Here is a 13,059-nt window from a genome sequence, read left to right on the forward strand (position 1 = left end):
ATACCGGATTCACAACGACCAGTTATGTGCCTAAAAATTATTAAATATTATCTCCAACTATTGGGGTTCACTTCAAACCCGAATGCATTACTTTTTTCACTTAAATTCTAGCTCCAAGGTGACTGATGACCAAGTGAACATTAATCGTCTATTTCAACAACATCTTCATTTACCCAGTATTTCTGAGCCTTGTTACTGTTAGAAGTTCGGATCCGATAAAAGTCTTCGGTATCCCTTTCACCGTCATCTTCACGATAGTAGACCTTGGCTTTTTTATCGACATAGACCCGTTTACCAACTTTAGCTTTAATCTTGGACCAACTATAAGTTCGATTGGCCTTCTTAGAACCTGGGACATAGCGGTAAAGTCGCTCTTCACGGTAATCATCATCTAATGTCGTCCTAAACTTGGTGTGACTATATGTCACTCGATAAACCCGGGACACACTGAAGTCCATCGGCTGGACCTTAAGGTTATCATTAGCATCGTCATTGGTATATTCTGTGTCAGTAGTTGTGGCAATATCATTCACTTTAGCCGTTTGAGTTGTCCTGTATGTGCTTCGATCACTTTCAATACTCATTGAAAAGCCTACGATGCTAATGGGAATCAACAAAAGCAAACTGGCATCTACAAAAAGTCCTCGTCTCATGTGTCTCACCTTCCAATATCAAAAATTCTCATTATTAAATCATATTCTTATCAACACCATAATGATACCTGAATATTTGTGAAATGTCATGAATTATGTTTGAATTTTTGAAGAAATTTTATCGTCATCATTAGGCAACCATAATATCAGGAATCAGACTACGCCGGCTTTCGGAAACTATTGAACCAACCGGCTGATCCCGGCCGTTTAACAAAAAGGACCAATTATTCCAAAATCACAGGAATCATTGGTCTTTTGCGTTAAATTCTGGGATCAAATCGCCTTTTATCCCAATCTTAGAATGTCTCGGGTGATAAGCAAAAATCACCAAATCCTAGTCACGTTCTGGCATGTCGTAAGCTTCTTGGAACAACTTCACGATATCTTCTTTGGTTCCCTTGCGAGGATTCGAGAAGGCATTGCCATCCTTCAAGGCGTTTTCAGCCATCAATTCAAAGTCTTCTGGTTTTGCCCCAATTGACTTGATGCTCCGTGGAATATTAACGTCATCACACATTTGGCGCATTGCCTTGATTGACAGGTCAGCTGCTTCACGAACTGACAAGCCCTCTGTATTCTCACCCATAATCTCGGCTAATTGTGCAAATCGCTCCGGGCAGGCAATGATGTTATATTTTTCAACAATTGGCAGTAACATTGCACAGCAGACACCATGTGGGGCGTCATACTGACCGCCCAATTGATGCGCCATTGCGTGAACATATCCCAAATCAGCGTTATTGAAGGCCATCCCGCCTAACATTTCAGCTTCAACCATCTTGGTTCGCGCTTCGACATTATGACCGTTGGCGTATGCTTCTCGCAGACTCTCTTCAACTAATTTGATTGCTTCGACACACTGGCCATCGGTGATTTCATTTCGATTGGTTGAAACATATGGTTCAATCGCCTGAACAAATGTATCCATTCCAGTTGCCGCAGTTAAATTTGCCGGAACATCCAGCATCAGCATTGGGTCGTTAAATGAAACCAATGGCACATTTCGCCATGAGACAACAACGAACTTCAGTTTCGTCTTTTCATTTGTAATGACACAGTGGCGAGTCAATTCTGAAGCAGTACCGGCAGTCGTGTTAACGGCCATCAATGGTGGCAATGGATTGCTGAGAGTTTCAATCCCAGCTAATTTGGTAATGTCATCCCCATTTGTCAAAATAATGCCGATCCCTTTACCACAGTCATGAGAGGAGCCCCCACCGACAGTGATAATACTGTCACAATCGTTGTCCAGATAAACCTGCTTCCCCTCTTGAATGTTACGGATCTTCGGGTTAGGTTCGACGCCATCATAAATGACATAAGGAACCCCGGTTTTGTCCAATGAAGCAAGGGTCTGGGCAACTGGGCCATTTTCCATTGAACGCAAAACGGTGTCAGTCACGACCAAAGGCTTCTTCATGTTCAGCATCTTAGCCCGATCACCAATTTTTTCAATAACGCCTTTACCAAAAAAGTTCACACTAGGCATTAAAAAATCAAAATTTTCTTTCATTATAAGGATCCTCCAATATGATTCACTCAGATTTGAAGCCAGTTACATCGTAGCATTCTCACGTGTTTTTGTAAATAATTTCACAAATATTAGTCGACTTCCAAAATCATTTTTTAAGTTCAATCAGCATTTATGCGGTAAGTACTTAATGATCAAATTGAGACTCACGCAATAAATTATCACGCCGATTGAAAGCGCTTGTGAGTCAGTGCTTGTGAAAAAAACGTTCTATATCGAACAAAAAAAGTGACCGGACAATTTCTGCCCGAGCCACTTCAGCTAACTTACGAAGCTAACAATACTTGCTTTTGCGATCCAGATAAGGGATTGCAACATACCACGACCCCCACCGTTCATACAAAAACGGCCATGCATCCCAAAACTAGAATGCACGGCCGCCTTCGTTTCAACTTCAGAGCTAAGTCATCTTTTGGTCCCAATCTCGATCACGCTTGATGATCAAAAATACTGGTTAAATCTTCTGACTCGGAATCATCGGCGATCTTGACGTAAAAGTTTGCGAAAGCCAATTGAGTATACGGCAACACCCAAAATGACAAAACACCAAATGACAAGCCTTCCAGAATATACCAGCCTATAAAACTTAAGGCCAAAATGAAATATTCCATCTTATGCCCGGCCATCATCTGCCGGCTTTTGGTGATTGCCTCAAAATACCCAATTGGTTTGCCAGCGTCTAATGCATCACGATAGATATTTAATGCCTGAACGTAAGAGAAACTCTTGATAATCCCAGGAATCACCAACAAAAGCGACCACAAAAAAATCATGATTGTTGTCAAAATTCCCATGATAATCGCACTGATAAAATAAGTGCCATTATTCAAGATCGTAAACGATTTGGTCACTGGCTGATCGAATTTAGCCTTATTTCGCAACAAATCGATGCTGGCGAAGGTCATCCCTGCAGACAGCAAACTAATAATGATTCCTAATAAAGCCATAATGGCAAAAATCAACAGCAAGTTTTCAGTACCAGCGTTCAGGTCCCCTTCAAGGAGCATGGCATAGCTATTCTGAAACGCCTTTGACTGAATATCAATCATTGAACTGGCAAAGGAATTGCCGAACTGTAAAATAATCACTGGTAAAAATAAAATCACAAAAAATGGAAAATGACTTGATAATAGTCGTTTAGATTCAAGTTTTAAGCTAATTCGGTCCATAGAACCTCCCTTTGGTATATGGTCATTGATAGTCTCATTCTACACGTTTGGTCTGTGAGATTGAAATAATTTTTGGGTCATGCGATTTAAAGCTACGACTAATCCAAACGCGACAACTGCATAAACGGCACCACCGGGGCCAACGCCATCCAAACTGAAATTTGACACAATCACCCCACCGGTTGCTGAACCTAAGGCAATGCCAAAGTTGGAAAAAATCGAGTTGAGCGACGATGCCAGAACGATAGATTGAGGATAATCCTTTTCGGCTACTTGCAAGAAGAATAGTTGAATCGGGGAATTTAATAGTGGCATCGTGAAAATGACCAGGAATAAAACAACCACCCCGACCCAGCTATAATTGAAAGCAACTGGCATCAGCATCATCAAAATGAACTGGGCAATGAAAACGCTGGGGATGGCTCGCATGCCAGGCCCTTCACTCAATCGGCCACTCGCAAGGTTACCAATGATATTAGAGATTCCAAATACAGATAATAAAATTGTCAACGTCCCAATTGAGAACTGCAACTGCGTCGTAATGATTGGGCGCAGGTATGTGTAAAAGACATAGATTGCTGCCAAATTAAACATCGGCAGCAGCATGCCGATTCGAATCCGTTTGTCCTTAAACAGGGAAATTTGCCCATTAATACTGCTTTCTTTAACTTTCAAATTTCGTGGCAAGCTCAACCAAATCAGGCCAACGGTAACCAGACTAATCACAATCACGGTTAAAAACGAGATCCGCCAGCCAAAGTTAGTGGAGATCCAGGTTCCCAGCGGCACACCGACAACCGATGCAATACTGAATCCTGAGAAAGCCCATGATAACAGCCAGCCACGCTTTGGCATTGGCGCAATATAACCCGCAAAGGTTAATCCAAGCGAAATGGCAGCACCTGCAACCGAAGCGGTCACGATTCGTGAAATTGCCAGAAAGACAAAGTTGGTGGCGAAAAAGCTGAGGATGTTGCCAAGGGTAAAGATCCCCATCATGGCCAGTAATCCAGCAAACAAGTTGTAGCGACTGATTAGAATCGTAATAAATGGGGTACTAATGGCATACACAATTGCAAAAATAGTGACTAGGTAGCCAACGGTTGCAACCGGCACGTCGAATTGCGCACCAAGATCATCCAAAATCCCCACAATCAGGAATTCACTGAACCCCAACACAAATGCAATCAGAACCAACACAAAGCTTTGAACTTTAAACTGTCTCATCGATTTTCATCTCCTTATTCGTTTTTTGAAACTCAACCTTTCATATCTTACAGTGTTTTTCTGAAAGTCGCTAGGTTAAAGTTTTGTAAAAACGCTAACAGTTTAATTATTTAATGTGGCTGTAATATTGAGTGTGTAACGCGCGGTGATTGGCAATCCGCAACGTCATTTACTTGTCCGGATTCTCAGCCCAAAGCCGAATCACTTCATCAATTCGATCAAAATCAACTGGTGATACCGATCCATCACTGCCAATCCGAACAAGTGCTGGCAGTTGCTTGGGGGAACTATATAAGTGAAGCTTCGATAAAACCGTTTGATTCTCTTCATCAGTTGCTTTAGCAACGTCAAAATAGTGAATAACCACGGAATTCAATTTGGCCGCGCCGATAATCCGTTTGGCAATCATGCGACTCATCACATCGTCAGGAGAACCGATAAATACAATGCCAGCTTGATGCTCGTTAAATAGCCTTGTGATTTCAGCAACGTCGATCGGTTTCACAAATTTTGTCAACTTCATTTTTTCCTGATACCGGTATTTTTCAATGGCTAGGATCATGCGTTCAAATAGTCGCCAGCCAAAAAGTTGCGACAAGCTGAGGAGAATAAACAGTGGCAATGCCACCACATAATTAATCAGGTAAATGACGAGCAATTCGGCATTTTTAAACAGCGCCGTATTGATTCCACCCAAAATAAATCGGGATTGGTTGCCATTTTTCAGCGGGGTAAAATATGTCGGACCGTTCCCGCAATCCATTGGCAACCCACCAACATGCGTTTGATGACCAACTTTATGTAAGATATTTCTGAACCATATGGAAGAAATTGGAAATAATCCAACAGCGTTGATGATATTAAACCAATCAAAAATGGACGAAAGATCATTGCCGCCGTTAATTGCATTTTCCCGACTAAACACCCAGAAAACAAAATAATATAGCGCACTCAGCGCATAAGTTGCCACCCATTGCAATATGCCAGTCATCCAAATCACTCCAATCTCAACCTTATTCAAATAGTTAATGGTATAACAAAAAAACCGGCGATTTGTATTTCGCCGGCTCTTTCTCTTAAACATCAACTATTTTAATTCGTTCTCCACAGCTGATGCTTTATGAGATATTCCACTTGTCAAAAAGCATCACCTCCTTTTTTGATTGTCCATAATATACAACCTTCCGGAAAAAATTGCAACCTTTTTGGATTAGTCGTCATAATCATTCTCATGGTCGTTTTGCAGAACATCATCGTTAACCCAATACTTCTGCGCAGCATTTCCTAATTTAATTCGATAGAATGTTTCGTGTTCGTTTTCGTGGTCATCCTCATCCTTGAAAGTGGCAACCGCCCTTTTATCAACGTGAACTTTGGTCTGGGTTGAAACATTCTTAGAATCCCAAGTGTAGGTCTTGTTGCGGTCGACTGAACCGGGAACATACTTATAAAGATGTTCCTCGTAATATTCATGATCCAAAGTGGTTGTAAAAGAAGCAGCTTGATATTGAACCTTTAAGGCCCGCGGTCCAGTCGTCTGATTGGCCGTTGTCGCCGAAGAACTTTGTGAATCACTTTGGGCAGTGGTTTGAGTGCTGCTGGAAGAACTTGATTTTGATTGGCTTTGATCGTTGGATTTAGGGGCACAACCAGCAAGTAATAGGGGCACAATCAACGTCATGACAGCGGCAGCGAATGATTTTTTCATGATAAAACGGCCTCCTTAAAAAGTGAGAGATGAACAAGCCAGGCTAGAACCAGTTGTGTCGAAACGATCCTAGAAAAGGGCGTAAACTAAGGTGACAAGCAAAAGCTTAAATTTTTGAACTCGTGATTTAAAATCATTTCCCACAACTAATCGGCTTAAGATAAACATTCTGTAATATATTCCTGAACTAATTATATCGGACCAGCCATCAAAATGCGAACATTATTACTTTGAAAATGACATGGCATTTTACAACTATGTTTACAAAGGCTATTTTACAACTCAAAAAATCCTCAAAGATGAACGAAATCCATTCACCTTTGAGGATTTTAAGTTTTAAACTAAAAGTGAAACATCGTGAAAATCAATAACGCCTTCACCAATTCCATGACTCACGCTAATCCAACACACTATATGAATAATTTCGATAATACTTGTTAGTTGGGAAAACATGGTAAGTGCCCACACCCTTATACTTCACGAGCACGTTTTTATAAGACCCACCAATAAGCTTCTTCTTAGTCTTATATTGACCCAAATCTTTAGAATCTGAGCTGGTCTTATTAAATGAATACCAACTTCCCCATTTCGATACTTGTAACTTTCGATAACCCGATTTAGAAGGGGTGTAGGTTTTGCCGTTGGCCGTAAAACTATGGGTAGTGATTTTAATGACATTGAACTTCTTGTCACCTCTGTACTCATACCAAGTTCCTCGGAGTGCCTTGGGAGTTGTCGTAGAAGAACTCGCTTGAGCTTCAACCGGGTTCATGGACAGACTAATACCAAAGACAATAAGTACAGCGAGGACTAATAAACGTAACTTTTTCATGATCGCACCTCCTTGCATAAAAGTATATCATGCATTGAATCATTTGAATTTAAACATCTGACTACAATTATTTTACAAAAAACGTCACTGGCAGATGATTCCACCAGTGGCGTTTTATCAATGTTTTAGCAATATTTTATGAGAAAAATTGACCGATATTTGACTGGCGGCTGAAAATAACAATGCTCATTTTGCAAACATATTACTGGATGACTACAAAAATTGCTAAATGAAATAATTTTACGTTGAGACTCCTAAAAAAAGGCTATCAGGAAACTGTCTCAATGGCGTCGGACCGGCCAAGAAAAGACATCTAACCGACTATTCCCAAAAGAATTTCCAGAAGTCCCACCATTAAACATTCATATAGATAGATAAAAACATTGTCAACGTTCCAGCCATCACGAAGAAATGCCAAATTAAGTGCAGCCCGGGAATCCTTGGGAAACTATAGATGACTGCTCCGGTGGTGAAGATGACGCCACCGGCTACCAACAGCCAAAAGCCACTCGTACTCAAATTGGTGTATAATTCTTTCCCCAAAAACATGCACAACCAACCCATCAGGACATAAATGGTGGTCTCCGTTTTCTGGTATTTGCCATGAAACACAATGTGGCTGATAATGCCACCTAACGCTAATACCCAAATACTTGCCAACAAGATATTTCCCCAAATATTATTCACAAAGATAATACAATACGGCGTGTAAGTGCCAGCAATTAATAGGAAAATATTACTGTGGTCTAAAATCTGGAAAATCCGTTTTGCCCGCGTAAACACAAAACAATGGAGCAACGTTGACGCTAAATAGAGTGAAAGCACAGTAATACTATAAATAATCAGGCTGGTAATCGCCGGGGTGGATAACTTGTCATGATATGCTCTGATCAGCAGCATGATTGACAGCCCTACCCCAACCACGAAGGAGACGCCATGAGTAACGGCGTTCAATACCTCATATATAATTTGCTGTTTGGTTATTTTGACGGTTCCATTCTTCATGATGACGCCTCCTGATAATAGTGAGCGGATCCAGGCGGTTAGAGATCGGAGTGTAAGTCTCCTCGAACGGAAATTCCGGTTTTGGGAATTTTTGTTCGAGGTGCTTACATGCAGATCTCTGCCTGGAGGAGCTGTCCTAGATAAGTGAGCGGATCCAAGCGGGAATAATCGGAATATAAGTCTCCTTCTGCAGAAATCCTGGTCTTGGGGATTTTTGCAGAAGGTGCTTATATGCAGATTATTGCTTGGAGGAGCTGTCCTAAATAAGTGAGCGAAGCAAAGCGGTTAAAAGTCGGAGCATAAGTCTCCGCCAACAGGAATCCCGGTTTTGGGGATTTTTGTTGGTGGTGCTTATGTGCAGACTTTTGCTTTGTGCAGCTGTCCTAAATAAGTGAGCGGAGCAAAGCGGTTAAAAGTCGAAGCATAAGTCTCCGCCAACAGGAATCCCGGTTTTGGGGATTTTTGTTGGTGGTGCTTATGTGCAGACTTTTGCTTTGTGCAGCGGTCCTAAATAAGTGAGCGGAGCAAAGCGGTTAAAAGTCGGAGCATAAGTCTCCACCAACAGAAATCCCCGTTTTTGGGATTTTTGTTGGTGGTGCTTATGTGCAGACTTTTGCTTTGTGCAGCGGTCCTAAATAAGTGAGCGGAGCAAAGAAGTCGGAGTGTAAGTCTCCTTTGAGAGAAATTCCGGGTTTGGAAATTTTTTTCAAAGGTGCTTACATGCAGACTTCTGCTTTACACAGCTATCCTAAAACCATCATAAGATATAATGGTCGTCTAGTCAAGATAATGTAGATATCAAATCTACGTTCTTTATTTTCAAGCCTCAATATGTCATAATAGCAATATTCAAATCAAAGGAGCTGCTTAAATGCTCAAACAAACGATTGGCCACAAGTTATCACAAATTTCATTGCCATTATACGCTGAACTGCCGTCAATTGACCTCTACATGGATCAGGTAATCGACCAGATAAATCAGTATCTGACCCCACTCACAAACACGACCATCACCAAATCAATGATCAATAGTTATGTCAAGAAAGGGTTGGTTGACCGCCCGATAAAAAAACGATATTCACGTGATCATATTGCAACAATTCTAGTGGTCAGCATTCTCAAGCAAATCCTATCATTGAAAACGGTTGCCGATGCAATCAAAATTGCGTTGACGCTAAACCCAATCCCGCAAGCCTATGATCAGTTCATCAAAGTTTTCAACGATGAGCTTAAGAACCTGGACCACGACCACGCTTCTGCCAAACAATATCAATCAATTGCCATTCAATCTCTTCTATATAAACTAATCGTCGAAGATTTAATCCGTCATAGTGTCGAGAAATGAGGTAACCAAATGAAAATAACCATCATTCAACATGTCCCATTTGAAGTTCCCGGCTTAATTGATCAATGGATTACCGAGAACCAGCATGAGCGCGAACTGGTCCCACTATTTGAGAATGGCTATCAGTTACCAACCGCAGATACAATCAGTTTTCTCGTTGTGCTGGGTGGCCCGATGAGCGCCAATGATCATTTACCGTGGATTCAAGCAGAACGCCAGCTCATTAAGGAAGTGGTGACGGCAGGCAAACCAATGTTAGGCGTTTGCTTAGGCGGCCAACAATTGGCTAAAGCATTCGGCAGTAAGGTGATTCCCACCCCTAAAGAAGTTGGCTTCGGCCCAGTTTCAACCAGCCAACTTGCCCAACGTTTATTTGCTGCAAATCATGCCTATCAAGTTCTTCACTGGCATGGTGAAGGCTTTGAAGTTCCCGCCAATGCCAGCGGCCTCTTCTCTAGTCAGGACTGGGCAAATCAAGGATTTCAGCTTGGATCTGGAATTGGGTTGCAATTTCATCTTGAATCAACCCCAGCGACCCTGAGCGAATTGGTTGCGGCGGATCAGGACTTTATTTCGGGATCAAGATTTCACGAAACCCCCAATCAAATTTTAAATACGCAATTTGATCCCACGTGCCGAACCTTACTGTTTCAAATTTTGAATAATCTATCAACATTTTGTCATGTTAATTAGTAATTCAATGCATAGTTGATTAATATCATCGCGAATATATTACATCAAGATTGCAAAAGGCTAATTCTTTGACATTGATTTGTAATATTGTATACTCAAACTGGTTCTATAGATAGACAAAGGGGGAGAAAGTTATGAGTAAATTTGCAACGGTTGTCGCAAGTGCCATCTTGGCAGCACCTTTTATTGGCGTTGCGCCAATGACTGCTAGTGCGGCTAAAACAAAGAGTTATAAATTTGCCATTACATCATCAAAATTCTTCAAAAAAGCCGCAACCTATCACACTAAGGACAATTCAGTAACTGTCTACAAGGGTGCGATTGGCGCCGACACACCAAACGTTATCTTTACGGTAAAAGGCAAGATCAAACCAAGCACGACCTTCAAAGTTGACAAAACAATAAAAGCTAAGAGCTTTGCAACCAAGAAGACCAGCTCATTCTCTTATGTAAAGGGTCAAGGCTGGGTTAAGAGTGCATTGATCACTAAAGGCGCGTTTGAAAGAGCGGACTAATTTATTAGGCGAAATTAAGTCGTTAACGATTCGTTATTAATTTTATGATGGCAATCGTCTTAAAGCGACTTAATCCGCCTCATCAAAACACAATTTACAATGAAGGTGCGATGTTCATTCCGGGCATCACACCTTTTCATTTACATATTATATAGATAGGAGTTGGTCAAAATGGACAGGCCTGCATTAAAAAAGGATGCCAAAAGTATTTTAAATAGCCATTTTTCATTTTATTTTCTACTGTGGTTACCAATCTTTATTCTGGAAGCCGTTGGGGGGATCATGTATGTCCCCGATATGGAACGGAGTGATCCGTTTACGATTACCGTCAATATTGGATTTTTCCTCACCCTACTTGCTTCAATCATGACAATCGGTGTGTTCTTCATCAGCATCGACGCGATTCGACAAACCTTAACCTATGAGAATCCGCTGCAAAAGTCATTCACCATCTTCTCTCGAGGAGAATACTTCTTAGGCACAATCTTACTGTATATTTTAATTAGCATTTTCACATTTCTGTGGACCTTATTATTGGTCATTCCAGGAATTATCAAGGCCTTCTCATATTCGCAAGCCTATTATATTTACCGGGACGCGATTGATCATGGTGAGCAAATTGGCTATCTTGACGCGATTACCCGGAGTCGCCAATTGATGGACGGTCATAAATGGGAATACTTCGTGATGATCCTGAGCTTCATTGGCTGGGGCTTGGTGGTTCTCATCACATTTGGAATTGCAGCTATCTGGGTTCAGCCTTACTATACGTTGAGTTTTGCGAACTTCTACAACGAACTGGCCGATCAGCAAACTGTTCAGCCAGCCACTTCGGTTATCGATGCGCCACAACAATCAATTGACTCGTCAGACAGTTCATCAAGCGATGATGCCTCTGACGATTCTAAACAGTAATCTGATTTGTTTTATTTAAGACTGGGAGTAGGCGTTTTGATCCCAGAATTTAACGGAAAGGACCAATTATTCCTGATTTTGGAATAGTTGGTCCTTTCCGTTAAATGGCAGGGATCAGCCGTTTGGCGCAGCTTTTATCAATATAAGATGGGAAAGCCAAGTTGTATTTATAAATATCTTATCGACTAATATCTCAACCCCTTTTTATATTCCCACCACCTATCTAAAACATGGTCCCAAAAGACGATTGTGGTACGATAATGGCAATAAGGATTTCATCACATCAGACTAACAGATTGGGGATATTCACATGCAGGTCACAACGTTCGGGGAAATCATGCTCAGATTAACAACTCCTGGTAATGATAAATTGATGCAGTCAACTCATTTCGATGCAAATTACGGCGGCGCTGAAGCCAACGTTGCCGTTTCATTGGCCCAGCTGGGCGATCAGGTTGCCTATGTGACCAAGCTCCCAGAAAACGACTTAGGCAGCGGCGCGGCTGCAGCAGTTGCCAAATTTGGTGTCGATATAACCAAAATTCTTCGTGGCGGCAGTCGCTTGGGGATTTACTTTCTCCAACGTGGTAACGGCATCCGTCCCAGCGAAGTCATTTACGATCGCGCCGATAGCGCCTTTGCGGCATCCAAAGCCAGCGATTACGATTGGAACACACTACTGGCAAAGACCAGCTATTTTTATATTTCGGGCATCACCCCGGCACTCTCAGAAGAATTACAAACCACTTTATTGGCCGCCATCAAGGTTTGTAAACAACACCAAATCCCCGTGGTTTACGACGCTAACTACCGCGGCAAGCTCTGGTCATCTGCGGATGCCATCGCCTTTAACGAACAAATCATGCCCTACGTTAATATTTGTCTCGTCCATGATGAAGATATTTTTGATGCATTTGGCATTGAGACTGCCTTTAATGGCGACCGCAGCAGCGTCATCGACCAAAAAAAGTCATTTGAAGACAGCATGAGCTTAATTACCGATATGTATCCAAGTGTTCACACGGTTGGTAGTATTGTGCGCAATATTTACTCCGTTCAACATGGCAAATGGGCATCGTTGATGTTACGGGATGGCCAGTTTTACGAAAGTCCTGCTTATGACATCAACGTTAACGCCGAAGTGGCCAGCGGCGATGCGTTTGGTGCTGGCATGATTCATGGCTTCTTGCATCAATTCACGCCCCAGGATCAATTAAATTACGCTATGGCAGCCGCGGTTCTAAAACTAACAATCCCCGGCGATTTTAATTTGGCAACTGATCAAGAAATTAGAGCCATCATGGCAGCCAACGGGAACAATATGAATCGCTAATTTTCGAAAGCCTTACCATTACTGATTGTTTAGGCATTTAAGAATTTTTTAATGACAGGATTCGCAGAAATCTCCTGATTTTAACCAGGTAGATGAATGCACAAACTAACACCAAAAGGTGTTATCAGCGTTG

At 41.7% G+C, this 13,059-nt stretch carries 13 protein-coding genes; 5 read left to right on the forward strand and 8 right to left on the reverse strand.

Annotated features, from left to right (window positions below; translation table 11 throughout):
* Positions 1 to 140: 140 nt before the first annotated feature.
* From QUF07_RS11400 to trhA, 8 genes are all read right to left on the reverse strand, one after another.
* A complete protein-coding gene (locus tag QUF07_RS11400) occupies positions 141 to 653 on the reverse strand; it encodes a hypothetical protein (RefSeq protein WP_217164406.1) in 513 nt (170 codons plus the stop codon).
* 334 nt (positions 654 to 987) lie between these two features.
* Positions 988 to 2,166 (reverse strand): iron-containing alcohol dehydrogenase, encoded by a 1,179-nt coding sequence (locus QUF07_RS11405; protein WP_217164409.1) that lies wholly within the window; start codon positions 2,164 to 2,166, stop codon positions 988 to 990.
* A 446-nt stretch (positions 2,167 to 2,612) separates the two neighbouring features.
* Positions 2,613 to 3,353: a DUF975 family protein gene (locus tag QUF07_RS11410; RefSeq protein WP_217164411.1), complete on the reverse strand. Its 741-nt coding sequence runs from the start codon at positions 3,351 to 3,353 to the stop codon at positions 2,613 to 2,615.
* Between the two features lie 39 nt (positions 3,354 to 3,392).
* A complete protein-coding gene (locus QUF07_RS11415) occupies positions 3,393 to 4,580 on the reverse strand; it encodes an MFS transporter (protein ID WP_289427497.1) in 1,188 nt (395 codons plus the stop codon).
* 169 nt (positions 4,581 to 4,749) lie between these two features.
* A complete protein-coding gene (locus QUF07_RS11420) occupies positions 4,750 to 5,571 on the reverse strand; it encodes a hypothetical protein (RefSeq protein WP_217164417.1) in 822 nt (273 codons plus the stop codon).
* Positions 5,572 to 5,790: 219 nt separating this feature from the next.
* Positions 5,791 to 6,288: a hypothetical protein gene (locus QUF07_RS11425; RefSeq protein WP_217164419.1), complete on the reverse strand. Its 498-nt coding sequence runs from the start codon at positions 6,286 to 6,288 to the stop codon at positions 5,791 to 5,793.
* A 397-nt stretch (positions 6,289 to 6,685) separates the two neighbouring features.
* Positions 6,686 to 7,120 (reverse strand): hypothetical protein, encoded by a 435-nt coding sequence (locus tag QUF07_RS11430; protein ID WP_217164421.1) that lies wholly within the window; start codon positions 7,118 to 7,120, stop codon positions 6,686 to 6,688.
* 354 nt (positions 7,121 to 7,474) lie between these two features.
* Positions 7,475 to 8,125, reverse strand: coding sequence for a PAQR family membrane homeostasis protein TrhA (gene trhA, locus QUF07_RS11435; protein ID WP_217164423.1), 651 nt, complete (start codon positions 8,123 to 8,125; stop codon positions 7,475 to 7,477).
* Positions 8,126 to 8,996: 871 nt separating this feature from the next.
* Here trhA and QUF07_RS11440 point away from each other — a divergent pair.
* The 5 genes from QUF07_RS11440 to QUF07_RS11460 all read left to right on the forward strand — a co-directional run bounded on the left by QUF07_RS11440 (position 8,997) and on the right by QUF07_RS11460 (position 12,926).
* Positions 8,997 to 9,470: a DUF1836 domain-containing protein gene (locus QUF07_RS11440; protein WP_289427500.1), complete on the forward strand. Its 474-nt coding sequence runs from the start codon at positions 8,997 to 8,999 to the stop codon at positions 9,468 to 9,470.
* 9 nt (positions 9,471 to 9,479) lie between these two features.
* Complete coding sequence (locus QUF07_RS11445) at positions 9,480 to 10,163, forward strand: type 1 glutamine amidotransferase (protein ID WP_217164428.1); 684 nt, start codon at positions 9,480 to 9,482, stop codon at positions 10,161 to 10,163.
* A gap of 134 nt (positions 10,164 to 10,297) precedes the next feature.
* Positions 10,298 to 10,678, forward strand: a complete 381-nt coding sequence (locus QUF07_RS11450) for a signal peptide protein, YSIRK family (RefSeq protein WP_217164431.1) — start codon at positions 10,298 to 10,300, stop codon at positions 10,676 to 10,678.
* Between the two features lie 171 nt (positions 10,679 to 10,849).
* Entirely contained in the window at positions 10,850 to 11,593 is a 744-nt protein-coding gene (locus QUF07_RS11455) for a DUF975 family protein (RefSeq protein ID WP_217342315.1), read from the forward strand.
* 310 nt (positions 11,594 to 11,903) lie between these two features.
* The gene (locus tag QUF07_RS11460) at positions 11,904 to 12,926 is read left to right on the forward strand and encodes a sugar kinase (RefSeq protein WP_217342314.1); all 1,023 of its coding nucleotides are present in this window, start codon (positions 11,904 to 11,906) and stop codon (positions 12,924 to 12,926) included.
* Positions 12,927 to 13,059: the final 133 nt, after the last annotated feature.

Origin of the sequence: Lentilactobacillus sp. TOM.63, assembly GCF_030361045.1 — a bacterium.
Taxonomy (GTDB): domain Bacteria; phylum Bacillota; class Bacilli; order Lactobacillales; family Lactobacillaceae; genus Lentilactobacillus; species Lentilactobacillus dabitei.

Coding starts and splice junctions, on each gene's coding strand:
- QUF07_RS11415 (WP_289427497.1), bottom strand. CDS start 4,580: ATGAGACAGTTTAAAGTTCAAAGCTTTGTGTTGGTTCTGATTGCATTT.
- QUF07_RS11440 (WP_289427500.1), top strand. CDS start 8,997: ATGCTCAAACAAACGATTGGCCACAAGTTATCACAAATTTCATTGCCA.
- QUF07_RS11410 (WP_217164411.1), bottom strand. CDS start 3,353: ATGGACCGAATTAGCTTAAAACTTGAATCTAAACGACTATTATCAAGT.
- QUF07_RS11405 (WP_217164409.1), bottom strand. CDS start 2,166: ATGAAAGAAAATTTTGATTTTTTAATGCCTAGTGTGAACTTTTTTGGT.
- QUF07_RS11445 (WP_217164428.1), top strand. CDS start 9,480: ATGAAAATAACCATCATTCAACATGTCCCATTTGAAGTTCCCGGCTTA.
- QUF07_RS11400 (WP_217164406.1), bottom strand. CDS start 653: ATGAGACGAGGACTTTTTGTAGATGCCAGTTTGCTTTTGTTGATTCCC.
- QUF07_RS11455 (WP_217342315.1), top strand. CDS start 10,850: ATGGACAGGCCTGCATTAAAAAAGGATGCCAAAAGTATTTTAAATAGC.
- QUF07_RS11420 (WP_217164417.1), bottom strand. CDS start 5,571: ATGACTGGCATATTGCAATGGGTGGCAACTTATGCGCTGAGTGCGCTA.
- QUF07_RS11450 (WP_217164431.1), top strand. CDS start 10,298: ATGAGTAAATTTGCAACGGTTGTCGCAAGTGCCATCTTGGCAGCACCT.
- trhA (WP_217164423.1), bottom strand. CDS start 8,125: ATGAAGAATGGAACCGTCAAAATAACCAAACAGCAAATTATATATGAG.
- QUF07_RS11460 (WP_217342314.1), top strand. CDS start 11,904: ATGCAGGTCACAACGTTCGGGGAAATCATGCTCAGATTAACAACTCCT.
- QUF07_RS11430 (WP_217164421.1), bottom strand. CDS start 7,120: ATGAAAAAGTTACGTTTATTAGTCCTCGCTGTACTTATTGTCTTTGGT.
- QUF07_RS11425 (WP_217164419.1), bottom strand. CDS start 6,288: ATGAAAAAATCATTCGCTGCCGCTGTCATGACGTTGATTGTGCCCCTA.